Origin of the sequence: Streptomyces sp. NPDC014733, assembly GCF_043083385.1 — a bacterium.
Lineage (GTDB): Bacteria > Actinomycetota > Actinomycetes > Streptomycetales > Streptomycetaceae > Streptomyces.
Window position 1 is genome coordinate 1 of the sequence record NZ_JBIBYO010000022.1, and the last position, 24,299, is coordinate 24,299.

Consider the following 24,299-nt stretch of genomic DNA (forward strand, 5'->3'; position numbering starts at 1 on the left):
GGTGGAGCCTGTTCGCATCGCGGTGCCACCAAAGGGAGTGTCTGACCCTCGGGTTCCCTCTCCAAACCGGAAGGCCCGCGCCATCGGCGCGGGCCTTCGCTCTGTTCCGGGAGCGAGCGGTCAGCCGGTGGCAGGGTAGGCGACGAGCGTGTGGCGCTCGTCCTGGTCGAGGGCGATGCCGGTGTACTCGTTGACGGCGGCCGGGGCCGCGCCGGGGGAGGCGCTGCGGTCGGCGCCGGTCTTGGCGTCCAGGACGACGGGGCCGTTGCTGGTGGTGCCGTAGACCACGCCGTGCCAGGCGGCGGTGACGGTGGGGACGACGCGGTTGGCGCCCTTCTCCGGCAGGTTCCACAGTTGCTTGCCGGTCTCGGCGTCCAGGGCGAGCGTTCGGGGTTCCTCGGTCTGGCAGACGGTGACCGACGCGTCGTCGTAGTGGCAGGTGAGGCCCAGCGAGTCGCCGGTGAGGTCGGTGGCCTTGGAGCCGTCGGGCTTCAGCAGCACGCCGATGTCGTCGCCGCTGTCGTAGTCGCGGCCGATGACGGCAACCAGGTGGGGGCCGGCGGGGCGTACGGTCAGCTCGTAGCCGTCGAGCTTGCTCCAGCTGCGCTTGCCTTCGTGGTCGATGTCGAGGCCGATGACCTGCTGGCGGACGCTGTCCTTGCTGGTGAGCGCCACGGCGGTATTGCCGATGACGGTTGCCGCGGCGACCTCGTCGTTGTGCCAGGTGGCCTTGCAGGTGGCGAGGTCGACGGCGTACGTCGCTCCGCGCTCGCCGGCGGCCACGCTGATCACGGCGGTGCTCTTCGTCGCGGCGACCACGCGGACCTGGGTTTCGGGCGAGTTGGCCCAGTTGGGCAAGTCGTCGAGGTCGAGCGTCCAGCTGGCCTTGCCCGTGCGTGTGTCCACGGCGTCCAGTTCGACGCCAGCTCGGCTGGGCGTGGTGCCCTTGCCCGGGAATTCGACCACGAACGGGGCGAGCACCTGCCGGCCGTCCGGGGTCAGGACCGGGGCGCTGGTCTCTGCGTCCTTCTCGACGATTGTCTTGTGCCGCGGCCGCACGACCGAGGTCGCCGTCCCCGTGCTGGTGTCGATGACCTGGAGGCTGTCGGCGGCCGCGACGTAAGCGTCGGTCCCGTGCAGCACGAGCGGCGGCGCCTTGCGGATGGTGCCCGCCAGGCTGATGCTGTCGCCGGCGGCAACGTCGGGGAGCGGGACGCCCTTCGCGGCGAACTTCTGCGGCGGGTCGTAACTCTTGCGCGGGGGAGCGCTGGCCGTCTTCTTCGGGTTCGGTTTGTGGTCAGCCCCTGGCTCCGTAGCCCCGCCACACCCGGTCACCAGCGCCAGCGTGGCGGTGGCTGACAGCGCGGCGGAAACCTTCAGGATCGAGCGCATTCGAGGTATTCCTTCATCGTCCGGGGCCTGGTCGTCCTGCGAACCTATGCGTGGCGGCGCCCGCGTTCAGGTCCTCGGCGGAATTGACCGGATCGCGGTCAGCGCTCGGGGCCGCCACGGTCGCGGTCGTCGCGCTGCTGGTGATCACGTTCATCGCGCTCGCGGCGGGCGGCCGCCGTACGGCCCTCGTCGCCTTGGCCGCCGGTCTGCGGGCGCGCGGACCGGCCGTCCTCGGTGCGGTCGAGGATGGCCGCGCGGTCCTCGCGGCCGCGGTCGAGGCGTGCACGAAGGTCGGCCATCGTGCGGCGCCGGGCCTCGTGCCGGCCCTCGACGCCGCTGCTCTGGTCGGTCTCCTGCGCCGGCTCCGGCCGGTCGGCCAGGGCGGATCCGCGGGCGGCGGCGGCTTCGGTGGCGCGGGCGCGGCGGCCTGTGGTGGCGACCTGCTCGTGCAGCTTGTCCCACTCGGCGGCGTCCTGCTGACTGCTGGGGCGCGATCCGATGCCGGGCTCGGTGGAGCGGGTCTGGTGGCGGGCGCGCCAGGCATCGGCAAGGGCCGCGGTGCGCTCCCAGGTCTCCCGAAGTTCGGTGCCCTGCGCGGGTACGGGGCCCAGCGGCCGCGTCCAGGCCGGCGGATCCGCCGCAAGTTCGCGGCCAGTCTGGCCGAGGCGGTCGGCCAGGATCTGCCGGCGCTCGGACAGATGGGAGCGCCACGCGGTGGGGGTGTGTGCGTCGCGCTCGACGTCGCGCGGGGCGAGCCACTGCGGCACCGCCTCGCTGCTGCTGTCGGGCACCGTCTTGGCGGCCCCGGGGAGGATCGTTCGCAGTCGCTGCTCCGCCCGGATACGCTGGTGGATCAGGTCGGCGCGCGCCAGCTGCACGGCCGCCTGGTCCTGGTCGTGCGGGGCGGTGCGCATCTCGTCGAGGGTGGCTTCCACCGGCTGGCGGGAGGTGTGGGCGTGCCCGGTACCAGGCTCTCGCTGCCACTCCTCGCGGACCCTGTCGAGCCTGCTCATCGACGCCCGCAGCTGCTGTTCCTTGCGCAGCGTACGGAGGTCTTCAGCAGCTTCACGGGCGGCATCGCGGGCGCCTTCGATGGTGGCGATCCGGCCGTCGCGCCGTGCCTGAGCAATGGCGTCGGAGAGCTGTCTGCGGGTGAGGTCGCCGTATGTCCGGCTGGGCCATGCCGGGTGGGGCAGGCCGTCGACAACGACGTGCTTGGGCTGACCGGCCAACCGTGCGCTGGTGCGGCGCAGCGCATCCAGGGCGGTACGGCGGCGGGCACCGGCACGGTCGGCGAGGCTCTGCAGCTGGGTGTCGGTGAGGTCGGCCAGCGGCCTGGTGGGCTGGTGCTTCTCCAGCCGGTCTTGGGCCTCGCGGGCTTCGGTGAGGTGGTTGTCCAGGCGCCAGGAAAGGACTGCCGCGGAATCCTCGGCGTCCCCGAAATCCCTCTGGTGGTAGGCACGGTTGAGGAGTTTCTCGGGGGCGAATCCGGCTCGTTCGACATCCCGCAGGGCACGCGTGACCGCGGGCCAGGCGTCCTCGGCAATCAGGTGCTCGGCGGCCGGGCCCAGCACATTGCGGGTCAGGTTCTGGTAGCGCAGGCCCGCCGCCCGATCGTGCACGTCGTGGTACTCGGCAACGAGCTTGCCGATGTTCCAGGCCCGGTCTTGTTCGGTACGGATCGTCTCGCGGGCAGACAGCGATGCCTGGGTGTTGCGGGCGACGGAGGCCAGGACGTCGCGCATCTTCTCGCCCTTCTCCAGCACGACGTAGATGCGGTTCGTGAGGCGGCCGCGCGTCGTCTGCACGTAGGCGGACTCGCGGGTCGTGCTGCGGCTGAACAGGCCCGATCCGGTGTCCACCGTGGCGCCCTGGCCGCGGTGTCCGGTGCTGGCGTACCCCAGTTCCGTGTACCGCGCGACGTAGTCGGCCGGGAGCATTGTGCGGCCGCGGTGGCGAGTGTGTCTTACGACGAGATCGCCGTTGCGGCGTACCTTCTCCACTTCCCATTGGTCGCCGTTTTTGACGAAGTCGCGGCCGCCGCGGAGCGTGTTCTTCCGTGCGTTGCGGCGGGTGACGACGAGGTCGCCGCGATGGGCCTCAAGGCCATCGCGCAGGGCGACTCCGCGGCGCATGTCGATCTCGCCGGTCCCTGCTCGCCACGCCTGCGCACGGGCGTTGAGCTGGGCGACGGTGTCGTTGTCATCGGCCATCATCATGGCCGTATGGCCCTGGCTCTGGTCCTGTTGCCAGTCGGCGAAGATGTGGTGGAGCATCTCGTCGTGGCTGCCTGCAACGATGCGGTTGTTGGCCAGGTACCAGTCCCACGCCTGGTCCGGTTCACCGCTGCGCAGCGTCAGGGAAGCGGCGGCTTCTTCGGGATTGCTGAAGCGATGTACAGCCTCCAGTTCGACCGCCCCTACCTCGGTGGTGAGCAGCCGCAGGGCGCCACCGGACTCGACGGATGCCAGCTGGTACGGGTCGCCGACGAGCCGGACGAGGGCCCCTGCTGCGGCGGCTTCCTCGACCACGCGGGCCAGTCGCCGGGTGCCGGCCATCCCGGCTTCGTCGACCACCACGACGTCGCCTTGGTTGAGTCGAAACTCGGGGCCAACACGGCCGCCTACTCGGAGCCGTTCGCGGGCTCCGAGCCATTCATGGAGGGTGTAGGCGGGTGCGTTGATTCCGTCCGAAAGTTCGGCGGCGGCCCGCGCTGAAGGGCCGAGTCCGATGACGCGGTTTCCGCCTTCCCGGACCGCGTCAGCGGCGACCCGCATCGAGGTGGTTTTGCCTGCACCAGCTGGTCCGATGGCCACCGAGACGAGCCGGTCGGACGTCGCGAAGGATCGGGCCATGGCCCGTTGTCCGGCGTCGAGTGGCCGGTCAGGATGCGCCTGCTGGTAGGCGGCTTCCACGCGGTTGTAGATGTCCGGGGTCACCGCTGGGATGACGTCGGTGCGTGCGGCGGCGACCATACGGTCCTCGGCTGCCAGTACCTCGTTGCTGGTATAGATCTCGGTTTCACGATGCCGATAGATGGAGGTGCCGTCGGCCCTCTGGAGGGGAGCGAACTGCGGGTTCGGGTCGGGTGGAGTGATCTTCACCGACCCCTCGGTGAGGACCCTGTGCGTGATGCGCTCGACGAGATTCCGACCCGGATCGGCGCCCTTGAGGGTCTGCGTCACCCACCGCTGGGCCTCGGCCAGAACTTGCCGCCGGCCCCATACGCTTCGCTCGTCGGACACCGTCGTGAGGACCTGCTGGGCGGCGGCGTTGACGTCGATGTTCGCCGCGGCCGCGCGTCCCGGCCGTATTTGCTGTGCGGCTCTTTTGGCAGTCTGGAGCAGGGTGTCTATTCGGTCCGTACCCAGCTCCGCAACGGCCTGCTTCCGCCAGCGCTTGCGCAGGACCGCCAGGGGTTCAGCCTTCTTCTTGTCGGGCCGGCCATCCTGCGCTGCCTGCTTCGCAATGGCGTACATCTTCTTGGTAGATGGCTCGCGTCCGTGGGTCTGGCGGTACTCCGCGACCAGCTCCTCGGTGCGCCGCTTGATGTCGGTGCCGCGCGTGGACTGGAGCTGTATCAGTTCCTCGGGTACGCCCGCGATGCTCATGACGGGGCGCTTGCCGGGCGTCACTTCGCGGGCTTCAGCGCGCAGTCCCAGGCGCTCACACGTCCGCTCCAGAACTCGGGCGTTGTAGTGCTCGCTCGCCGCCACGACCATCTTGTGCAGGAGCGTGCCATCGATCGATCGCCATTTCCCATCGACGCCCTGGACCTTGTTAGAGACGACGACATGATCGTGGAGCATGGCGTCGCCGTTGCGGTTCTCGTAGTGCCGCCACCGGGTGGCCACGAGTCCGCTGGCGACGTTCTCCTGGGCGATTCCGTTGACCCCGGTGCGGGTCATGATCGCGTTCTTCTCCAGCCACTGCAGGGTGTCGCCGATCGCAGCCTGATGCTCCGCCTCGATGGCGTGCTGGACCTCCGGGGCGCCCAGGCTCCACAGGGCAGTGATGCCGGGCTCGGGCTTGAAGACCAGGTCGTATCCGGCGACGGCCTGGTTGGCCTTGGAGTGCTCCTGGCCGGATATCCACTGCCCCAGCTCCTCTGTGCTGGATGGACCTCGGCCGTGCTCCTTGCGGAAGGTCACCGCACCGGCCTTGCCGCGTAGTTCAGCACGATCGGCGGCATCCGGCTCGCGGTGATTGAGACGCTCGAACGTCTGCAGGTCCTCGGCCAGCTTCCGACCGAATGCCGTGTCGGCCTGGTGGTAACGGTAGTACGAGCGTCCCAGCTTCGCGGCCCGCATGGCCTTCTTCACGCTGTCGCCCGCGGCGATTCGCTCTGCAACGATTCGGTCTCGCTCCGGATGGACCCCTTCGCCGAACAGGGCCTTCATCTGGGGTTCCGTGACCGTGCCGGAAACTCCCAGGGCCTCGATACCGGACCCCATCCAAACGCCGGGCGGATTTCCTGACTCCAGGTAGTAGTCGCCCAGTTCCTGGTCGGCCGGACGGCGAACATCTGCGGAAGCAGTTTCGCGCAGGTAGTAGGTATAGCCGTCCCCAGCACTCAACTTGTGGACGGTCATCATGGCGGGTGATCTTACCGGCACCCACCGCCTTCCGGGGAGTGCTACAAACCCTAGTACATTCATAATGCAAGAGCTCCGACCGAGAAGAAGTCTTGAGAGTGCATCGATGCTGCGTGGGTGCGAGCTTGCGATGCACGAGCGGCGAGATCGCTCTCAAGACTTCTTCTCGGTCACACACAAATTGTGTGGCGGCTATCCACAGGTGGGCTCTCCGAGCACGACTGTGGGAAGGCGCTCGCGCGGTGGAACACCGCGCTGCAAAGCAGCCGCTCCCTGGAGCGCCCTTCACCCGGCACGGACCTCCCCTCCCTCCGCCCACCCGGGGGAGCGGGTGGCAGCCGGCACCAGGGAGTCTGAGGAATGCAGCGGGCAGAATGGCGCACACCAGTCCGAACACAACGGGAGGTGCAGCACATGGCGGAGACCCCCGCCCGGAAGAAGCGGCAGTCATCGAGGGCGATCCAGGCCCGGAAGGCCGCGGCCGAACGGGCCGCCGCCTTCCAGGCGGCCGAGGCGGCACGTCTGGACATCGCCACCCAGCTCACGCTGCTCGAACAGCAGATAGCAGACCTTGAGGACGAGACAGAGCGTCAGGTTGAGGCACTGCGGGCACGCCGCGAGAAGCTGGCCGCCTCGAAACGTACCGAGGCCGACCAGCTCGTGGTCGCGATGCTGAGCTCCGGCGTGAACCAGACCGAGGCTGCGCAGCGCCTCGGGATCACGGTGGATCAGGTACGTGCGGCCAAGGCCAACGTCGAGCAGCGCTCGGCGGCTGAGCGGCAGTCCACTGAGAATGCCGACGGGGCGGATTCCGCCTCGACCGATGCGGGCGCCGCCGACGCTGCCGGGGCTGGTTCGGCTACCCTTCCGCAGCAGCAGAACGGACAGCAGGAACCGGCAGCCACGGGCGTGACCCAACCGCCAGGATCGGCAGCCTGAGCCCGGAAAGCGAACAGCCCCACTTCGAACCGAGGTGGGGCTGTTCGCTTTCCGGGTCAGCGAGTGGCGAGTCCGGCCCGCGTCGAGCGGAGCCACCCCACGACCTGTGCCACATCGCGGCAGCAGCTGCTCCCCATCAGTCCCTACGGGCCGTCAGGTCTCCTCACGCGCCCGCATCCGTGACGACGTGAGTACGGCGTCCGGCCCCGTCCGCCCTGCTGCACCGCAACGGGGGGGCACCCCTCCCCCTCCCTCTCCGTAGCCAGCCGTCTTTTCGCACCCAGGAACCGCCGCAGCCGCCGACGAGAAGCGGCTACGCGTGCCATGTGGCCTTGGGCGCGCCCTCGGCCGGCCGCAGCAGTCAGAAGAGCGGGAGCTGGGCGGCGCTGGGATCGCTCGCCTCGACGGCGGCCAGATAGGCGTCGACGTTATACCCACCTGCCAGGGCTCGGCGCACGAGCGGGCGCGGGTCGCCGTCGCGCATCGCCGCGGCGAGCGCCGGCAGGTCGAGCCCGCCGCGGAGGGCGGCCTGGATCGCCTGCGCCCGTCCCAGCGGCCCGCGAGTGTCGGCCCGACCGTGATGGGCGCGGCCGGCACTGCGGCCCTGCGCGGCCATCTGTGCGAGGTTGGCCCGCTGCGACACCCCGGAGAGGTGCTCCAGGCGCACGCACAACGATTCGTTACACGCATGCGCGACGACGCTCGACGGCGGCAGCGGGTCGGGGCCGACCACCTGCTCGAACAGCCACCGGTGGACGCGGACCGTACGCTCCCGGCCCTCCACGGTGATCACGGCCTTGGCGTAGCCGTCGTCCGTCAGCGCGTTCGTCCAGTAGCGGCAGCCGTGCGGGACCAGGACGCTGCGGTCAGCCACGTACGCCAGGGCGCGCTGCGCCTTTTCTCCCACGTCGCCCCCCCGGTCGGCACGCTGCAATCGGTCCCAGCGAGAGTACGGGACACCTGACGGTCAGCTACTCGGGAAGGTCGCGCACCAGCATGCTGTAGACCGGGGAGTCGGTGAACGGCTGCTGGTCGCCGATGTGGCGGTAGCCCCACTCCTCGTAGCGGCGCCGTACGGCGCCGTGGGTGGCGTCGACCAGCAGGGTCGCCCGGCTCTCGGGGCGGCCGTCCAGCAGGGCTTCGTGGATGCGGGCCGCCTCGCCGGTCCCGCGCCATCCCTGGCGGACCATCAGCTCGAAGACCGCGAACGTACGGGCGCCGTCCTCCTTGGTGTACTCCTCCGGCAGCGTCTGGAGGGCGCTGCGCCACCACCGCGATCCCTCGGGCAGTGGCGCGCCGAACGCGTAGCCGGTCGCCTGGCCGTCCGCGGTCCGGCCGATCACGGCGGTCCATCCCGGGTGCCGGGCGTATGCGTCGGACCGCTCAGCGAACCGCTCCAGGTCGTGGAAGGCCGCGTCTTCGGCGGCGTAGATCTCGCGGTAGAGGTCGAGGAGCAGGTCGCGGACCTCGGGGTACTGCTGCGCGGGGACGTGCTGCAGGCGGTCAGACACGGTGGTCACCTTCCGGGGTGGGGGTGGTGCGCTCCAGCCAGTCGCGGGCGCCTGGCTCTGCGGGAGCGGCGGCGGACAGGTGGGCGCGGACGTCGGCCAGGAGCGCGCGGATGCGGGCCGAGGGGCCGCTCGGGCCGGCCAGGGCGAGGGCGCGGTCAGCGCTCGCGCAAGCACCGTGGATGTCGCCCTGCTGCACCTGGGCCAGGGCGAGCTGCAGGGTGTAGTAGCAGCGGTTGCGGACGAGTTCGGGCGGGAGCTGGGCGAGGGCGTGGTGGGCCCGGTACTCGGCATGGTCGTACTGCCCGAGCCGCAGGTGGCAGACCGCGGCCAGGCCGTGCAGCTCGGCGGCGCCATGGAAGTGCGTCCAGCGCGGTCGGGCGCGGTCGTCGGCGCGGCTGAGAGCCTGCTCGGCGTAGCCGAGGGAGCGCAGGACGCCGTTGCGGCTGGTGGCGCGGGCGTGGCAGGCGGCGGTCCGCGCGTGCACGAGGGATGCGAGGAACGGGTCGCGCCGTGCGGCGCGGGAGTCCCGTGCGGCGCGCGCTGCGGCGAGCGCGTCGGCGTGCCGACCTTCCTGGGAAGCGAGCATCGACAGGTTGTGCCAGACCCGGAGTTCGGCGGCCGCATCGTGGGACATGCCGGCGAGCGCCAGGGCGCGGTGGAGGTGGTCGGCGGCGCGGCCGGGAGCGTGGGTGTCGATCGCGGCCCACGCCGCGGTGGTTGATGCATCCGAGGCCAGGGCGTACAGCTCGCCGCGTACTCGGGAGGAGACGACGGTGCGCTGGAGCAGGTCGTGCGCCTGCTCGGTGCGGAGCAGCGCGGTCTCCTCCAGCTGGCGGCTGCCGCCGTGGGCGTCGTCGTGCTGCGCCAGGGCGTCGATGCGGGCGCGTAGCTGGGCGACGTCGCCGGTGCCCACCTGGCCGCGGGCGGGAAGGGCGGCGGCGCCGGCGGCCGCCAGGAATTCGCGTCGGTGCACGTCGTCCTCCTGCGCTGCACTCCGGGGGATGAACCCTAAGACCCGGGCGCCGTGGCCGGTCACCTTCTCCAGGGCCCGGCGCTGCCGCTCCTGCGGCCACCGGGTCTCGCCGGAGAGCCAGCTGAAGATCCTCCGTTCATCGAGGCGTCCCCGGCGCCCGGTGAGGGTCATCAGGGCCTCGTTGACCCGCTCGGCCAGCTCCAGAGCCGTCACGCTGTGCTCATCCATCCAGGCGCTGAGCGCCTGGTTCTTCGCCCGTCCCATGAGGGCACGGTAGAGCTGGCTGACCGTCACCTCAGTTAAAGGGCAGGTCAATTCGTCATGGTGGTGAGGAGCAGAAAGGTGCGGGTTCGTCATGCCTGAACCGCCCCCGGTGGCGGTTAGCTCGTCGTAGGTCACCACGACGAAAGGGGCCCTGGTGGAAGCACCCACGAATCTGAGCGACGAGGCAAGCAACGAGGTGGAGGTGGACGCCGACGAGGCAGTGGAAGCACTGCGCACAGCGCTGGAACGCGTCCATCTCCGCTTCCCCTCGATGCGCAACGGCGGGACCGTCCTCGGCCGGGACCTCGTCGAGCTCGGCGGCTGCTCCGCCGCGGTGGTCGCGCAGCTCGCCGTCGTCGTCAACGCCGGCGTGGACGCCCTCGCCCTGCGGACACCGGAGCAGTGAGGGCTATGGCGGACCGTCCACGGGCTGCATGGACCTTGAGGCGCCGCGACATCGTGACGCTGCCCGACGGCACTCGGCACACCGTCGTCGATGTCCATGACGACTACTCGACCCCCGGGGCGCCGCGGGTCGCCATCGTCTTCGCCGACAGGGACAGGCCCTACCGTGTCCACGCCGGCACCGCAGTCCCTGTCGAGCGTCCCTGACCGCCGTCCGGCTCCCCCCCGAGGCCGGACGGCAAAAGGCCCCGGTCACCGCGAAGTGACCGGGGCCTCTAGCTGCTGGTGAACGAGCCTGACGACGGCTGGGCCGGGGCGATTCCGAACGCAAAAAAGCGGGCCCCGACGGGGCCCGCTTTTGTTCAGTGGCTCTCCTTGGTCACCAGGTGCCTCCGCGGGTCGGCGGGGCGGGGTGCGTGATGTGGTGGCGGACGATCTGGAGGGCTGCGGCCGCGGTGTCGGCCAGGGTGGTGCACACCGGTACGCCGTGGCGGCGGGCCACGTAGATCAGGTAGCGGTTGCGCTGGGGGTCAGGGCAGTCGGGCGGGCAGCCGAGGACGGCGCGGCCGCTGGTCACATCCAGACCGAATTCCACGTTCGTGGTGAATCCGGGGAGAACGACGATGTCGCGGGGGATCCAGAACAGGATCGCGCTCGCCGTCTTCCGGACGTTGGTCTCCCAGTCGACCTGGGTCTCGTAGCGGTCGGCGCGCTCACCGTTCCGGGATTCGGGGCTCAGGACGGTCAGCGGCTGGTCACCGGTCCACTGCGCGGCCAGGGCACGGATGGCATCGGGCCGCCAGGACGGGACCGGCGCGCTCCTGTCGGGGGTGGGGCCGGCGAGGAAGACGGACGGACCGGCCGGGAGTCCCTCTCGGGCCATGATCAGGTTGACGGTGCTCATGAGGTGGCTTCGTTCTGCGCGACGGTGGCGCGGGCGGTGTGCTGCGGGGTCCAGGGCAGGGGCAGGTTGTCGCCCTCCTTGCGGGGCACTACGTGGACATGAAGGTGGTGGACGCTCTGAGTCGCCGCCTCGCCCTTCGAGGTGATCAAGTTCGCGGCGTCCTGCTCGGCCATCAGCTCGGCGGCCCGGCGCATCACCGAGGCGGTCACGTCCGGGTCGGCACCGGCGTCCTCCACGTGGACACGCGGCAGGACGAAGACGTGCCCGTCGTTCACGCCGCCGCTGCGCGGGCGGACCGCGAGGGCATCGGGCCACTCACGGACGATGGCAGCCGGTGCCTCCCCGGCGGCGATGGTGCAGAAAGTGCAGGTCAAGGTGTTTCCCCTTCAGATGGTGGATGATGAGCGCAGTGGGGTCAGGACGGTTCGAGCATCCTGACCCCACGTCCTGTGATGGCGTCTTTGCCTGCCGCGCAGCTCGTTCCGCGGCGGGTGATCAGGCCCGGGGGCCGAACGCGCGGGCGTACGCGGCGGCGGACTTGAGCAGCTTCAGCACGTCCGGCAGGGTGCGCTGGCCGTGGAAGGTCCACTCGTTCAGGAGGACGACGGGGGCCTCGAGGAGGGCGGCGAGCAGTCGCTCCATGACGGTGACGGCGACGTACTTGGTGTCGCGAGTGCCGTGCCCGTCGAGCAGCGTGGCCTGCAGAGCGTCCGTCACGCCGTGGCCGGTGTTGATGTCGTAGAACTGCGGGTCCCAGCCCCGGCTCTCCATCAGGGCGGCGGCTGCCTCCACGTGGCGGGCTACGGCGTCGCCGGTGACCTCGGCCCCGCTGCCCCCGTACCACGAGAACGTCAACAGGCCCAGGACCTTGCCGAGGTCGGCGCCCTGCGGGAGGCGGCGGACCAGACCGGCACCGTCACGCAGCAGGCCCTCCACCATCTGCGGGGTGCGGTCGGGGTGCCCTGCCCACTGCGACAGGAGCACGACGCGGGCGCCGGTGCTCCGCTTCAGCAGCGTCTCCAGCACCAGGCAGGCCAACTGGTGGGTGTCCTCGTCGCCGACCCCGGGTGCCTGGGCGGCGTCGAGGGCCGGGTCGACGTCGGGCCGGCACTTCCCGGCCCGCATCAGGGTGGCGGCGGCTTCCATGTGGCGGGCGATCTGCTCGCTGGTGACGAGCTGGCCGCTGTATCCGCGCCACGCGGCGCCGTCCTCGGAGGCCGGGCCGGCGAACGGGTTGAACAGGGCGGTGGTGGTCATGGTTCCTCACTTTTCGGGAGTCGGACGAGATGGTCGCCAGGCGCGCCCCGCTGCCCGTCCCGCACGACGGGCGGGCAGCGGGGCGCGCCGAGGCGCGGGCGTTGAGCGGTTGGCGGGGGTGAGGCAGGCCGGGGGCCTGGTGGTGCGGGTCAGTTGGTGTCGAGGGTGAGGATGCCGGCGTGGTAGTCGGTGTACGTCAGGTCGACGTCCTCGGCGAAGTCTTCCCCGGGTGAGGTGACGGGGATGACAACGGCTGCCCATCCGGGGAGGTCGGCGAGTACGGCACGGAGTTCAGCGACGGTCATGGTGATCGGTCCTCTCTGTCGGGTGTGGGGTCAGATGGCGGCGAGGAGTGCGGCGACCAGGGCGACCAGGGCGACGGCGGTGATGTCGACCGCCAGGCGCAGCCCCTGGTACTTACGGCGGGCGATCTTGGAGAGCCGGACGACGTGGGCCGCGCGGTCGGTTGGCGCATCGAGGTCGGCGAGCAGCTGCTCGGCGGTGCACAGCGACCAGTAGAGGAAGCTGCCGCGGGGGTGCCCGGTCAGGCGCGGCCGTACGACGGTCAGCACGACGAGCATGGCGGCGACCAGGCCGACGGCGCCGGTGCCGACGAGCACGGCGGACACGCCCGGCATCGGCTTGCCGGGGATGGCGGCCACCAGCGCGGCCAGCGGCAGTGAGAAGGCGGTGAGCAGGACGCCGGACTTGGCGTCGGTGCGGCTGATCTCCGCGAGCACCGTGGCGGTGACGGCGTCCAGGCGGGCGTCGGTGTCGAGTTCCTTGGGCACGGGCGGGGTCCTTCCGGAGAGGGTTAGCGGACGTCGTTGCGGTTCTTGGCGAACAGGCCCTTCGTGGTGCTGGAGACCGTGGTGTTCTCCTGGCGGACCGTGCCGGTGTAGTGGTGGTGGACCTCCACTGGCGCGGCCGCTGTCTTGGTGCGGTCCACGGCCTTCAGGAGCGATCCGGCGGCGAGGACCAGGGCGACGGGCCCGGCGGCGCCGACCGCGAGGGTGACCGGGTCGACTTGCCCGAGCGTGTAAAGGACAAGCGAGATGGCACCGCCGGCGGATAGGGCGGCGACGCTGCCGGAGAGCATCAGGGCGCTGGCATCTGTCGCCTTCTGGCTCATCGGCGGGCGGCCGGGCTGGGCACAGGGCACGGCGTCCCCCGTGGTCGGCAGCGGGACGACGTCCTTGTCCTTGTAGCTGGTGGCCGTGGGGCCGGTGGTGCTGTAGCCCTCGGCGATGAGGCGGGCGGCCTCGGCGGCGGCCTGGGCTTCGCTGAGCGGCTGACGGGAGTGGGTGGTCGGCTCGTACATGGCGGGGTCCTCCGGCGGGCTGAGCGTGGGCATGGGGCAGGCCCGGAGCCGGGGGAGGGCTCCGGGCCTGCGGTCGGCTGTGCGGGGTGGTCAGTCGGCGGGGGTGGGGATGATGCGCTGGGTGCCGTCGGGGCGGGCGAGTTGCCCGCGGTCGCGCATGGTGCTGATGGTGGTGTTGAAGGTGCCGCGCCGGACTGGGCGGCCGCCGTCGTCCGCCAGAGCCTCCTGGAGCTCCACCACGGTCATGCCGTCGGGCGGCAGCGCTGCGAGGATCCGCTGAGCGGTCGTCATCGTCGCCGGGGTCGTCTCATCCGCCCCGACGGGCGGCGCGCTGGGAACACTCGCGCTGTCACTCGTCTTGCGAGCAGCCGCCTTGCGTTCCTTGGCGGTCATGTACGCCTCCAGGTCGATCGCGTCGCCCGGCGGCGGCTGGTCGCCGTACAGGGCGAGGATCACCGGGTCGTAGCCGACGCATGGCTCGACGCTGCCGACGACGTAGGTCCGGGCCATGCTGGTGGGGCGGCGGGACGTCAGGTGGTAGAGCATCCCCTGGCTGTTGACGTCGTCCTCGTCGTCGGCCGCTGCCTCGTTGTACCGGCGGACCCGCTGGACTTGGCCGACGACCTTCGGGATCGGCTGGAGGGCCTCGCCGCGGGGGACCAGGCCGTCGCCGACGAGCTGCTGCATCATCGCGGACGACCAGCGCAGCAGGATGACCTCGCCTTCCTTGAGCATGCCGCGCAGGGTGTCGCTGCCGCCGAGCTCGTCGAGGTGGCCGGCCTGCGCGGCGATGATGATGCCGACGCCCACCGACCGGCCCGTCCGCCCGAGCTCCTTGATGAGCCGGGCGCCTTCGTCGCGGAACGGGGCGCCCTTCTCCAGCAGCCGGTTGGCCTCGTCGACGATGCCGTAGACCAGCGGGTCGGGGGCGTCCTTGACGAACCCGGAGCGGCCCATCTCCGCGTACGCGGCCATGCGGCGTTCGGCCTCGGCGACCAGGCCGCGCAGCATGAGGATCGTCTCGTACTGCGTGGTGACCCGGGTGGCGACGTGACCCTTGGCCTCGGGCACCGACTGACCGGACTTCAGGTCGGCCAAGTGGACGACGATGCCGGAGAGCTTGCAGGCGATCAGGATCGCCTGCACCAGGCGGGACTTGCCTGCGCCGGTGGTCCCGAAGACCGCGCCGCGCTGGGCGTTGCCGGTCTTCGGGTCGAAGAGCCGGAACCGCAGTGGCGAGCCGTCGAAGTAGGTGCCGAGCGTGACACGGCCTCGTGCGTCCAGCATCAGGTCGTGCAGGTTGATTTCCCGCATGTTCATCAGGGGGTTCGACGGGTAGACCCGCACGATGGCCTGGCGCCCCACGCCCTGCTCGAAGATCACGCGGGTGTAGTCCTCGACCTTGAGCAGGTCGCAGAGCGCCTCGTGGTCGTAGCGCTTCACCCCGCCGGCCGGGGTCTTGAGCACGTACTCGCGCACGTCCGGCATCAGGTCAGCTCCTTGCGCACGGTGTACGTGGTGGCCTCGATCAGCTCGACACCGGGCATCGCGGTGGCGGCGATCTCCTCCCACAACGCGGCATCGTCGTCGGCGGCCTGTTCCGGCTCGGCGGGCTGCGGGCGCACGCCCAGGACCAGGAGCTGGACTCCGGCGCCGCGGCCGGGCACGGGCCCGACCTCGATCAGGTCCTCCGGCATGTCCAGGTACGCGGACAGGTCAGGGATGAAGTCCTTGCCGAGCGACACGGCCTTCCCCCTCGTCGCCGAGCCGATGACGAGCGCGAGGCACTGATCGGTCACCTGCCGGTGCTCCACGAGCACGGTGCCGGGGGCGACGCCGCCCTCGACCGCGATGTTCTCCCCCCACCACCGGGCCTGCGGAGTGTCGTAGACGACCGGGGCCGGAACTTCCTCCGCCGTCTCCTCCGCCTCGGCAGCCTCGGCGAGCGCGGCGAGCTCCTGGGCCACCGCCTCGTCGACGACGTCGCGGGCGAGACGGCCGGGGCGCATGCCCCAGGTGGCGCCGGTCCACAGCGCCACCACGCCCGCCTGCACGAGCAGGGACATCCCGGTGTCGGGCGCCAGGCGCTCGGCGACCAGGAGGCCGCCGGCGCCCGCGTGGGGGGCGAGGTAGACGCCGATGGCTGTGGCCCGCGCCGCGGCGGGGGCTTTGAGGATCTTGATGTTGGTCGCCAGGCCGATCCCGGCGGTCGTCACGGCGGCGAGGACGCCGGGGACGGTGACGGAGTCGGCGGCCAGGCCCGCGGTGAGGACCGCGGCCCCGGCGACGGTTGCGGCACGGCCGGCGGTGGCGCGGCTGGCCACCGCACGCACGCGAGCGAGCATGGTTCCTCCAGAAACGGGCGGGGCGGCCGGGCCATCGGCTCCGGCCGCCCCGCGGGGTCGGTGGTCTCTTCCGCTTCGGGCGGATCCGCCCGAAGCGTGTCAGCGGTTGCTGTAGTACTCCCGGGTGGCCAGCTCGCCGGGCTTGGAGACGATGGCGTCGTGCACGGGCCCGTAGTCGGCCTCGTGACCGTCCTTCGCGGCGCGGAAGTCGCCGGCCATCTCCTCCGCCTCGGCCGCCAGTGACTCGGCGTCGGAGAGCACGCCGCGCATCACACCAGCGGCGTCGCGGTGGGCGTCGACGACGGCGCCCGAGACCCACATGGCAGACGCGGTGTCGGCCAGGGTGTCCACCTGGTGCGCGCAGTCCTCGACGTAGTTGTAGGCGCCGCGTACGGACTCGCTGAGGGCGAGCATCGCCATGCTCGCCAGCCCCAGCTTGGCCGTGGCGACGGTGAAGGTGACGCCGTCGACGAACAGCTCGGCGACCTTGCTGCCCGCACGGGCGAGGTCCATTCCCATGGCTACTCCTTGTGGTACGAGGATGCGGCGGGTGCGGTGTGGCCCATGTCGCGTACGACGTCCGCGACGGGCTTGTCGTGTTCGGCCGCGATGTCTCCGGCGAGGGAGATGGCCTCCGAGGCACGGGGCAGGCCCGCCGCGACCGCGGTGGCCTTGTCCTCGACGACCCCGGCCCGGTCCATCAGCCGGGTGCACCAGCTGACGAACACGCCGGGCACGTTCTTGGCGATCAGGGAGGCGCGCAGGCCCTCCAGGGCGGCCTGGAGGCGCTGGCAGCGGTCGGCGACCTGAAGGGCGTGCTCGGCGCCCGCGAGGATCTCCTCCGCCATGTCCTTGTCCGCGTCGATGACGTCGTAGACCGTCAGGTCGCTGTCGCCGAACTGTGTGTTGCCTACCGGCGGGGCGGATCGTGCGGGCGGTCCTCCGGCTCCGGGCATCGGGATCGCCTCCTTTCTCGTGTTCTTCGGTGCCGGCGAGCTGGTGCTCGGCGGCGGTGCTGAGGGAGTGGGGGGAGCCGGGGTGGCCGGCGGTGTCTGCGGCTCGGCGGGGCCGGGCGGGAGACCCGGGCGCGGGGCGGCGACGTTGTTGATCCGGGCCCGGCGCCGCAGCACCTCCGCCCGCTCCTCCGCTGCCCTGGCACGGCCCTGGGCCTCCCAGTCGGTCCGGTGGAGCGTGGTCTTGTACTCCACCCGCATGCCGGGCGGCGGCCGCAGCCACTCCCCGTCCGCCCGCGGCTCCTCCCGCGGCGGCGGCTGGTGCTCGCGGGTGCGGCGGGACCGCGACCCGGGCCCGGACCCCGTCGGCCCCCCGGTCTCCGGTCCCTCGCTCCCGGGCGACGTGGCCTTCGGCGGCGCCGTCGACGATCCCTTCGGGGCCCGCTTCTTCTTCGAGCCGCCCTCGGCCGGGGTGTCCTTCCTGTGCCTGCTCAGCACGGGCGGGTCGAGGTCCCCGCGCCGCTCTGTGAGCCGACGCTCCGCCTCCTCCGTGAGGGACTTCCCGAGCGTCGTGCGGTCCTCCTCCTCGGCTTTCCGTGCCTTCCGCCGGGCCTTGCGGTCCTCCTTGGCGGCGGCCCGCTCCTGCCGGCGGGCCTCCCGGGCCGCGTCGCGGCGATCGGCCCTGGCCTCCAGACGCCCGTTGCGGATGCGGTCCTTCACGGCCTGCCGGTCGTCCTCCGAACCGTGCTTGCGGTCCCGGCCCTTGCCCCAGTCCTCCAGCTTGGCCGCCGCACGGTCCGAGGCCCGCTGGTCCTTCGCCCGCCGCTTGTCCGCGGCCCGCTCCTGGCGGCCACGGGCCCGCTCCAGGCTCGGGCTGGACGCGCTGGAGCTCGGTGACTTGCCGGACTTCGGACTCTTCGAGCCCGGCCCGGAGCCGTCCTTGCCCTTGCCGCCTGAGCCGTCCGGCCCCGTCGAGCCCTTACCGCCGCCCTTGCCTTTGGCACCGGGGTCGTTCTTGCCACCGGTTCCGGACTTCCCGCCACGGCCGCCCCCGGTGCCGCCGCTCTCGCCGAACGTCCCCTTCGAGCCGCCCTTGCCGCCGCCCTTGTTCTTGGTGGCGTCGCGGCCGAACTCGGTCGGCGACTGCACGCGCTTCGCGCGGGCCTTCGCCGCGTCGTGGCCGATGGCCGCCAGGGCGGACTCGTGCTCGGCGCGGTCCTTGATCCGTCCGGCCTTCGCCTTCGCCGCGGCCAGGCGAACGGGCGCCTGCTCCTGGAAGCGCTGGCGGCGGTCGTCCACCCACTGCGTCATGCCGCGCAGGGCGGCGACCGCAATGCCGATCGACGCCACCATCATTCCGCCCAGGCCGTCCCGGCCCCGGCCGCCCTCGGCCTCTTCGTCGCCCTCGTCACGGGCCTCTGACCACAGCGCGGCCGGGAGCGCCGTGCCGTGCGCCGGTGAGGCGGGGACGGGCGGGGGAGGGACGGCAGGTTCGGGGATCGACACCGTCGGCAGGACCAGGGTCGGCGGGGGCTCCTCAAAGTCCTCGTCCTCGTCGGTCACCGGAACGGTGGGTGGGGCCGGCGGCATCGGTGGCAATGGCGGCGGCGGTGGGGGAGGAGGCGGGGGCGTGCCCCCTCCCGTCGGCCGGAACGGGAGCACCCGGCCGGGCCGGCCGGGGGTGCCGTCGGTCTCGTCGCTCATGATTCCTTCCCAGAAAGGGTTGACAGGCTGTGACCGCCTCGCGTACGCGCGCGCGTGTCCGTGCGCCCGTGTGTCCGCGCCTCCGCATTACGCGTGCGCGAGGCGGTCACAGCCCCGGATTGACCGGTGAATTGATGGAGGCGGCGCTCACTGCTCGTAACGGGAGACCCAGACCGAGATCGTGCGGGCCAGGTCGTTCCAGACCTCGTCGTCGCCGCTCTTCTCCCTCGTCGCGGCGACGGCCCGAGCCCGCTCCATCCACGACTCGGCCAGCCCGCGCGGGCCGCGCGCGGCCCGCTCCGCCTGGCGCTTCTCGAAGTGCGCCCGCCGGTTGGCCGCCTGACGCTCCGCCTTGGTCTGCGCAGCCATCAGGCACCCCGCCGCAGGCCGTCGAAGACGTCCCCGAACTCGTCCGTGGCCGTGGCCTTCACGGGGGCGGTGCTGGACTGCCCGGACTCGATCTCCGGGCGGCGGCCGGCCTTTTCCAGCTTCCGCCGGTGCTTCGCCTCCCGCTTCTCCGCGCGCTTCTCCGGCAGCTCCTCGTAGGAGCGCTGGTACCGCTGGTTGAACGCGACCAGGTCACCGACGGCCGCCTCGACGTCGTCGGCGGCCTTGAACAGCGGCTTCGTCACGTGCCGGGCGCGGAGCGCGGCCTGGCCCGGCAGGTCGCCCTCGATGCTGTCCATCTCCTTGACCAGCGCGGCCATCTCGCGGGCCAGGCGCCGCAGGTCGTCAACGATCGGCAGGAGCTGCGCCCTGCGCTGCTCCAGGTGGATCGCCCGGTCGGCGGGGGTCTTCAGGTGATCGGGGGTCCATTTACTGCCGTTCATGTCTCTCTCCTGACAGGGAAAGGGGCGGGGCCGCCGCCCCCTGGAGAGGCACGGCGGCAGCCCCGCGGATACGGGGGGGGAGGGCTGCGCCGCCGGGCTACCCGGCTCAGGCGCTGATGCGGGCGCGCTCGACGGCGCGGACCTGGTTGCGGACGTACTCGGGGCCGGTTACCGGATCGAGGGCGAACTCCCGGGCGAGCTCCGCGTGGGAGACCTCGGCGCCGGAGTCCATGAGCTCGCGCACCCGGGTACGGATCGCCTCGCGCGTCTCTGCGGACGGCGCACTACCGGACGCCCTACCGGATCCGGTACCGGACGCCTTACCGGATGCGGTACCGGACGCCTTACCGGACCGGCTACCGGACGTCTTACCGGACCGACTACCGGATCCGGTACCGGACGCTTTACCGGACCGGTTACCGGATCCGGTAGAACGCGGGTTACCGGATCCGGTAGAGGCCGGGTTACCGCCGCCGCTACCGGACGGATTACCGGTACCGGCAGGAGGCCGACTACCGGTACCGGTACCGGTACCGGACGGCCGGGGCTCCTCGCGCTCACCGCCGTCGTCTTCGTCCGGTACCGGGGAGACGCTCGGCTGGCCGTGGCCCATCAAGTTGTGCACACGCCAGACCACGGCCACGAACATGGTCACCACCGCGATGATCAGGCCGGCGTCACCCGTCGCGTCCGGCGCGGCGAGGTGGTAGGTGACGTTCGCGCCGAACATCAGCAAGAGCGCCGGGTAGACGTCCCGCTGCCGCTTGAAGGCGACGATGCAGTAGATGTCGATGGCGACCGGCAGCAACGGCGAGAACTTCCCGAAGCCCACCATCTGCGCGAGGTGGTACTCGCCGGTCGCGGCCAGCCCGATCGCGGCGAACAGCGCCGCCCAGACGGCCATGTCCCAGAACAGGACCGACATCCGCAGCCGCCGTTGCGCCCACGACGCCCGGCGGGCCTTCGCGGCGAGCGCCTTCTTGTACTTCTGGTCGGCGGCGGCCTGGTCCCGCCGGGCGCGGGCGGTGGCTTCGACCGCTTCCTTGAGAAGCTGCTCCTTCTCCTTCGCCGCTTCGGCCAGGACGGAAGCGGCGTCCTGACGGGCCTGCGCCTCGGCCTTCTTCCGCATCTCCTCCAGGTCGGCGGCGAGCTGGTCGCGCTGCTCCTGGTGCAGGGCCTGGTGCTGGTCGGCGAGGTCGGCGCGGACCTGCTCCGCTGCCCGGCGGGCGGCGGCCAGTTCCACCTCGATCTCGGCGCGCCGCTCGGCCAGCTCCTCGTCCAGGTCGAGCTTGGCCCGGCGGCGGATCAGGGCGGCTTCGGACTCGGCTGTCTGAAGGATCGCCTGCGTCTGGGCCGCCTGCTCCTGGATCGTGCTGCGGATCTTCGCCGCGTCGGCCACTGCCCTGCTGTACTCGTCACGGTGGGCGGCCACCAGCTCGGCTGCCCGGTCCGCCGCCTCGTCCAGCAGCTTGCGCGCCTGATCCCGGGCCCGGTCCGTGATGGCCTGGGCGGCCCGCTCGGCCTGAGCACGATGGCGGCCCGCGACGGCGCGGGCCTCCGTGATCGACGCCTTGGCCTGCCGGCGGGCGTCCTCGCGGGTCTCCTCAGCATCCTGCTCGGCCGCGGCACGGACGCTGTCCGCGTCCACGGCCGCGCGCCGCAACCGGTCACCGGCCTCCTCGGCCGCCTCGGCCAGGACCTGCCGGGCATCAGCGGCGGCCACCCGGCGGATTTCCCCGGCTTGCTCCTCGGCGCTGCGAATCAGCGCCGCGGCTTCGTCGGCCGCGTCCTTCGCCGCGGCAGCGCGCGCCGCGTCCGCGTCCTCGGCGGCCTGCCGCAGCCTGCGGCCGGCCTCCTCAGCGGCCTCGACCAGCACCTGCCGGGCATCGGCGACCGCGCCCTGGCGGATACCCCGGGCCTGCCCCGCGGACGCGGCGAGCAGCTGCTGCGCCTGGTCGAGTGCGCGGTGTCGGGCGGCCGCAGCGGCACGGTCGGCGAGGTTGCGGTGACGGGCTGCGGCAGCCCGGGTCGCGATACGGACCTCGCCCGCCTCGGTACTGGCCTGCTGAAGCCTGCGGCCGGCTTCCTCAGCGGCCTCGATCACGGTCTGCCGGGCGTCGGCGGCAGCGCCTCGGCGGATCAGCGCCGCTTGGTCCTCGGCCTGGGCAGTCAGCGCTGCGGCCTTGTCAGCTGCGGTTCGCCGGACATCGTCCAGGATCCCGTTGCCGTCGTCCACGATGTCAGCGGACTGAGGACTGCCCCCCGCCCGCCCCGCCGTACGGGGCCCCGGGGTCTTCTTCTTCGGCGGAGCGTTCCGGGACGCCGCCTTCTTGGTGCCGCGAGTGGCTGTGGCGGCCACGCCGCCTCCTTTCCATACGAGGTGGTCCCGCACCGATCGGATCGGTGCGGGACCACAGGGGGTGGGTGATCAGGTGGCCGCCAGCTCCGCCACCCGGCCGACCAGCACGGTGTGCGCACCGGGGGCCATTTCCTTCTGGTCGGCGGTGATCGCCGCGTTCCGCTCACCGAAGGTCATCGGGCGCCCTTCGGGCTACGAGGTTCTGGTGCGTCTCGTAGTCGGTTGCCGTCCAGTGGGCAGGGTCGCCGTGCTCCGCGCGGAACGCGGCCGCGGTGGGCGAGGGCGCCTGCCAGGACTCCTGAAGCTCGAAGTGGGCCAGCCACTGGTCGGTCGTGGCTCCCGCCAGGTACAGGCGCTCGACCATCCGCTCCAACCGCGGGGTGACGTCGTGGTCCCAGCCCAGCACCGCAGCTGCCGTTGCCAGCAGCACGTCGGTCCCGCCCTCCAGGCGGGCGATCGCCACGATCTCGATACCGGTGAGCTGCGCGGCGCCGACCATGGCGCCGGCAGCCACCGCGAACGGGATCACGTTGCGGACCGTGAACCGCGCGGTGCGCGCGAGGAGGTAACGGGTGCTCATGCCTGCACCTCCACCGCGACCTCGTCGCCGACCCGCGGGGCCTGCGTGATGGCCCATCCGTCCGGCACAGCCCCGGGCACCCCGCGGTCCGTGTGGTGGTAGCGCTCGGCGAGGTCCTCGACGTGCGGCGGGGTCTCGGTCTCCGCCAGCCGGTGCGTCGTAGCGATCCAGCCCTCCCGGCGGTCCTTGTCCACCGGGGTCGGCCCCCACGGGACGTCGCCGATGGACGGATCGGCCGCGCGGGCAGCGTCCTCGGCGGCCTTACGGGTGCGGTGGGCACTGTGCACCAGGCCGTCACGGACCAGCACCTCGACCGGCGCCTCAGCGGCCCGCCAGAAGTGGTCGATGACGTCCAGGAGCTGCTTTTCGACCGTCCGCAGCGTGGCCACCTCCGCGATGACCCGCGTCAGGTCGGCCGCCAGCTCGTTCCCCCGCTTCGTCTCCGCTCGGAGGTCGTTCTCCAACACGGAGGCCCGCTTCTGGGCCAGGAGGGCGTTGTCGTCGACCGTGTGGTCGAGGTCGTCGCGTTCGCTCTTGATGCGGGCGAGTCGGAGCTGCACCGCGCTGACGCGGGCCTCGGCGTGGTCGCGCTGGCTGGTGAGCTCGGCCAGACGGCGTTTGGTGATGAGGCGGATCATGCGGAGTACCCCCTGACGGTGCCCGGACGCGGGCGGGTGAAGTGGTGGAAGGCAAGGCGGACGGCGCAGCGGGCGAGGAGACCGGCGGCGGCGAGGACGACCGCGGCCTTCGTCAGCGCCGCGGCGGCGATGGCGACGGCGACGAGCGCGGGCTCCAGCACCAGGCCGGCCCCGAAGGCCAGGCCGAGCAGGACGCCGACCAGCGCGGCCAGCGCCGCGGGGTGCAGCTCGTCGACGCGGTCCCGCAGCGTCCGCCACAAGACGGTGAGGTGGGTGCGGTCCATCACTGCTGCACCCCCGGGACGGCCTTGCCGGTGCCACCAGTCGAGCGTTTGTTGTCCTCGGCGACTCGGCGGGACAGCTCTTCGCGGTCCTCCGACCGCGACATGTCGCCGCTCATGCCGCCACCGCCTTCGTGGCCTCGTCGCGGGCGGCGTCCAGGGCGGCCGTGATCTCCGTCAGCTCGCCGACGGAGATCCGCGAGCTGTCCGCGGTGATGTGCAGGGTGACGCGCCCCTGGCACATCGTCCCGGTGATGCGGATGAGCGCCGGGGTGCAGGCCAACGCGCTGTTGTCGAGCTTCTTCAGGAGCGCCGGCAGCAGGCCGACGGCCTCCGGGGCGACCTCGACGGTGGTGGTGATCTCGCCCGGCGCCACCGTCACGGTGACCTCGGCGTCGAGGTGAGCGAGCGGCTGGACCTCCTCGCGGAGGGTCCACGCCTGGGCGATGACGTCCTCGACGCCGTCCACCAGGGCGGTCGGGCGCAGCGGCACGGCGGCGGATGGGATGATGGTCATGCGGATCTGCTCCTAAGTCGTTGATCCGTGGACCCCCGCGACACGGCGTTGCACCGCCGCTGCGCCTTCGGCGCTCGTCGTGGGGGTCGCGCCGTCGTAGCGGCGCGGTGAGCGGGCAGGGAATCGCACCCCGGCCCCACCCCTGGGGCCCTGTATCCCGCTCTCGGGCTGCCGTGCGGCCAACCCCCCGCTCAAGACCTCGCCACCGGAAAACTGCTGGCGAGAGGGTCGTCTCGTCCCGAAGGACGGCAGAGGCGCCGCGCCCGAAAATCAGCTCTCTGTTGAGTTCTCAAGGCCACGGCGTCCGGTCGGCCTAGCCCTGACGGGCCGGTTCCCAATGGCGCAGTTACGGCATGGCCATGCCGTCAAGCACGTAGATCGAGAGGCGTTAAACCTAGGTTTTTCGCGACCCAGAAAGATGACACCACACCGCACCCGCCGTGTCAATAATCCTAGGTTTTTCGAACTCTCCATCTAGGCGCGACGGGGGGGGGAGGCGTTAAAACCTAGGTCTGTTCTAGGCTGGTGGTG

25 protein-coding genes are annotated in these 24,299 nt (G+C 71.7%); 3 read left to right on the forward strand and 22 right to left on the reverse strand.

Annotated elements, in window-relative coordinates; all coding sequences use genetic code 11:
* Nucleotides 1–120: 120 nt before the first annotated feature.
* Together ACF1BH_RS29580 and mobF are read right to left on the reverse strand one after the other, a co-directional pair.
* A complete protein-coding gene (locus tag ACF1BH_RS29580) occupies nt 121–1,392 on the reverse strand; it encodes a PQQ-binding-like beta-propeller repeat protein (RefSeq protein WP_391647470.1) in 1,272 nt (423 codons plus the stop codon).
* 98 nt (nt 1,393–1,490) lie between these two features.
* Nucleotides 1,491–5,987, reverse strand: a complete 4,497-nt coding sequence (gene mobF, locus ACF1BH_RS29585; RefSeq protein ID WP_391647471.1) for a MobF family relaxase — start codon at nt 5,985–5,987, stop codon at nt 1,491–1,493.
* Between the two features lie 414 nt (nt 5,988–6,401).
* Between mobF and ACF1BH_RS29590 the strand changes: the two genes are divergently transcribed.
* Nucleotides 6,402–6,926 carry a hypothetical protein gene (locus tag ACF1BH_RS29590; RefSeq protein WP_391647472.1) on the forward strand — a complete coding sequence of 175 codons (525 nt, stop codon included), beginning with the start codon at nt 6,402–6,404 and terminating at the stop codon, nt 6,924–6,926.
* Nucleotides 6,927–7,287: 361 nt separating this feature from the next.
* Here ACF1BH_RS29590 and ACF1BH_RS29595 read toward each other — a convergent pair whose 3' ends face one another.
* The 3 genes from ACF1BH_RS29595 to ACF1BH_RS29605 all read right to left on the reverse strand — a co-directional run bounded on the left by ACF1BH_RS29595 (nt 7,288) and on the right by ACF1BH_RS29605 (nt 9,674).
* Entirely contained in the window at nt 7,288–7,800 is a 513-nt protein-coding gene (locus ACF1BH_RS29595; RefSeq protein ID WP_391647473.1) for an HNH endonuclease, read from the reverse strand.
* Nucleotides 7,801–7,897: 97 nt separating this feature from the next.
* Nucleotides 7,898–8,437, reverse strand: coding sequence for an N-acetyltransferase (locus ACF1BH_RS29600; protein WP_391647474.1), 540 nt, complete (start codon nt 8,435–8,437; stop codon nt 7,898–7,900).
* Complete coding sequence (locus tag ACF1BH_RS29605) at nt 8,430–9,674, reverse strand: hypothetical protein (protein WP_391647475.1); 1,245 nt, start codon at nt 9,672–9,674, stop codon at nt 8,430–8,432. Before ACF1BH_RS29605 ends, ACF1BH_RS29600 begins: the two co-directional genes overlap by 8 nt.
* Nucleotides 9,675–9,828: 154 nt before the next feature.
* Between ACF1BH_RS29605 and ACF1BH_RS29610 the strand changes: the two genes are divergently transcribed.
* Both ACF1BH_RS29610 and ACF1BH_RS29615 read left to right on the forward strand, forming a co-directional pair.
* Nucleotides 9,829–10,080 carry a hypothetical protein gene (locus ACF1BH_RS29610; RefSeq protein WP_391647476.1) on the forward strand — a complete coding sequence of 84 codons (252 nt, stop codon included), beginning with the start codon at nt 9,829–9,831 and terminating at the stop codon, nt 10,078–10,080.
* 53 nt (nt 10,081–10,133) lie between these two features.
* A complete protein-coding gene (locus ACF1BH_RS29615) occupies nt 10,134–10,286 on the forward strand; it encodes a hypothetical protein (protein ID WP_391647477.1) in 153 nt (50 codons plus the stop codon).
* Between the two features lie 172 nt (nt 10,287–10,458).
* Here the strand turns inward: ACF1BH_RS29615 and ACF1BH_RS29620 are convergent, their stop codons facing one another.
* The 17 genes from ACF1BH_RS29620 to ACF1BH_RS29700 all read right to left on the reverse strand — a co-directional run bounded on the left by ACF1BH_RS29620 (nt 10,459) and on the right by ACF1BH_RS29700 (nt 23,768).
* Complete coding sequence (locus ACF1BH_RS29620; RefSeq protein WP_391647478.1) at nt 10,459–10,983, reverse strand: nucleoside 2-deoxyribosyltransferase domain-containing protein; 525 nt, start codon at nt 10,981–10,983, stop codon at nt 10,459–10,461.
* Entirely contained in the window at nt 10,980–11,357 is a 378-nt protein-coding gene (locus ACF1BH_RS29625) for an HIT family protein (protein ID WP_391647479.1), read from the reverse strand. Before ACF1BH_RS29625 ends, ACF1BH_RS29620 begins: the two co-directional genes overlap by 4 nt.
* Nucleotides 11,358–11,478: 121 nt before the next feature.
* Nucleotides 11,479–12,240 carry a hypothetical protein gene (locus tag ACF1BH_RS29630; protein WP_391647480.1) on the reverse strand — a complete coding sequence of 254 codons (762 nt, stop codon included), beginning with the start codon at nt 12,238–12,240 and terminating at the stop codon, nt 11,479–11,481.
* 149 nt (nt 12,241–12,389) lie between these two features.
* Nucleotides 12,390–12,545 (reverse strand): hypothetical protein, encoded by a 156-nt coding sequence (locus ACF1BH_RS29635; protein ID WP_391647481.1) that lies wholly within the window; start codon nt 12,543–12,545, stop codon nt 12,390–12,392.
* Between the two features lie 30 nt (nt 12,546–12,575).
* Nucleotides 12,576–13,031 carry a Pycsar system effector family protein gene (locus ACF1BH_RS29640; RefSeq protein WP_391647482.1) on the reverse strand — a complete coding sequence of 152 codons (456 nt, stop codon included), beginning with the start codon at nt 13,029–13,031 and terminating at the stop codon, nt 12,576–12,578.
* Between the two features lie 23 nt (nt 13,032–13,054).
* Nucleotides 13,055–13,561, reverse strand: a complete 507-nt coding sequence (locus ACF1BH_RS29645) for a hypothetical protein (protein WP_391647483.1) — start codon at nt 13,559–13,561, stop codon at nt 13,055–13,057.
* A 90-nt stretch (nt 13,562–13,651) separates the two neighbouring features.
* Entirely contained in the window at nt 13,652–15,049 is a 1,398-nt protein-coding gene (locus tag ACF1BH_RS29650) for a DNA/RNA helicase domain-containing protein (protein ID WP_391647484.1), read from the reverse strand.
* Complete coding sequence (locus ACF1BH_RS29655) at nt 15,049–15,906, reverse strand: hypothetical protein (protein ID WP_391647485.1); 858 nt, start codon at nt 15,904–15,906, stop codon at nt 15,049–15,051. The genes ACF1BH_RS29650 and ACF1BH_RS29655 overlap by 1 nt, the downstream gene beginning before the upstream one ends.
* Nucleotides 15,907–16,005: 99 nt before the next feature.
* Entirely contained in the window at nt 16,006–16,425 is a 420-nt protein-coding gene (locus ACF1BH_RS29660) for a hypothetical protein (RefSeq protein WP_391647486.1), read from the reverse strand.
* A gap of 2 nt (nt 16,426–16,427) precedes the next feature.
* Nucleotides 16,428–18,422, reverse strand: coding sequence for a hypothetical protein (locus ACF1BH_RS29665; protein ID WP_391647487.1), 1,995 nt, complete (start codon nt 18,420–18,422; stop codon nt 16,428–16,430).
* Nucleotides 18,423–18,710: 288 nt separating this feature from the next.
* Nucleotides 18,711–18,932: a hypothetical protein gene (locus tag ACF1BH_RS29670; RefSeq protein WP_391647488.1), complete on the reverse strand. Its 222-nt coding sequence runs from the start codon at nt 18,930–18,932 to the stop codon at nt 18,711–18,713.
* A complete protein-coding gene (locus tag ACF1BH_RS29675) occupies nt 18,932–19,393 on the reverse strand; it encodes a hypothetical protein (protein ID WP_391647489.1) in 462 nt (153 codons plus the stop codon). Before ACF1BH_RS29675 ends, ACF1BH_RS29670 begins: the two co-directional genes overlap by 1 nt.
* Before the next feature lie 106 nt (nt 19,394–19,499).
* The gene (locus ACF1BH_RS29680; RefSeq protein ID WP_391647491.1) at nt 19,500–21,752 is read right to left on the reverse strand and encodes a hypothetical protein; all 2,253 of its coding nucleotides are present in this window, start codon (nt 21,750–21,752) and stop codon (nt 19,500–19,502) included.
* Nucleotides 21,753–21,915: 163 nt separating this feature from the next.
* Complete coding sequence (locus tag ACF1BH_RS29685) at nt 21,916–22,332, reverse strand: hypothetical protein (RefSeq protein WP_391647492.1); 417 nt, start codon at nt 22,330–22,332, stop codon at nt 21,916–21,918.
* Entirely contained in the window at nt 22,329–22,970 is a 642-nt protein-coding gene (locus ACF1BH_RS29690; protein ID WP_391647493.1) for a hypothetical protein, read from the reverse strand. Before ACF1BH_RS29690 ends, ACF1BH_RS29685 begins: the two co-directional genes overlap by 4 nt.
* On the reverse strand, nt 22,967–23,254 hold the full coding sequence (locus ACF1BH_RS29695) for a hypothetical protein (RefSeq protein WP_391647494.1): 288 nt from the start codon (nt 23,252–23,254) through the stop codon (nt 22,967–22,969). The genes ACF1BH_RS29690 and ACF1BH_RS29695 overlap by 4 nt, the downstream gene beginning before the upstream one ends.
* A 112-nt stretch (nt 23,255–23,366) precedes the next feature.
* Nucleotides 23,367–23,768, reverse strand: coding sequence for a hypothetical protein (locus ACF1BH_RS29700; RefSeq protein ID WP_391647495.1), 402 nt, complete (start codon nt 23,766–23,768; stop codon nt 23,367–23,369).
* Between the last annotated feature and the right edge of the window lie 531 nt (nt 23,769–24,299).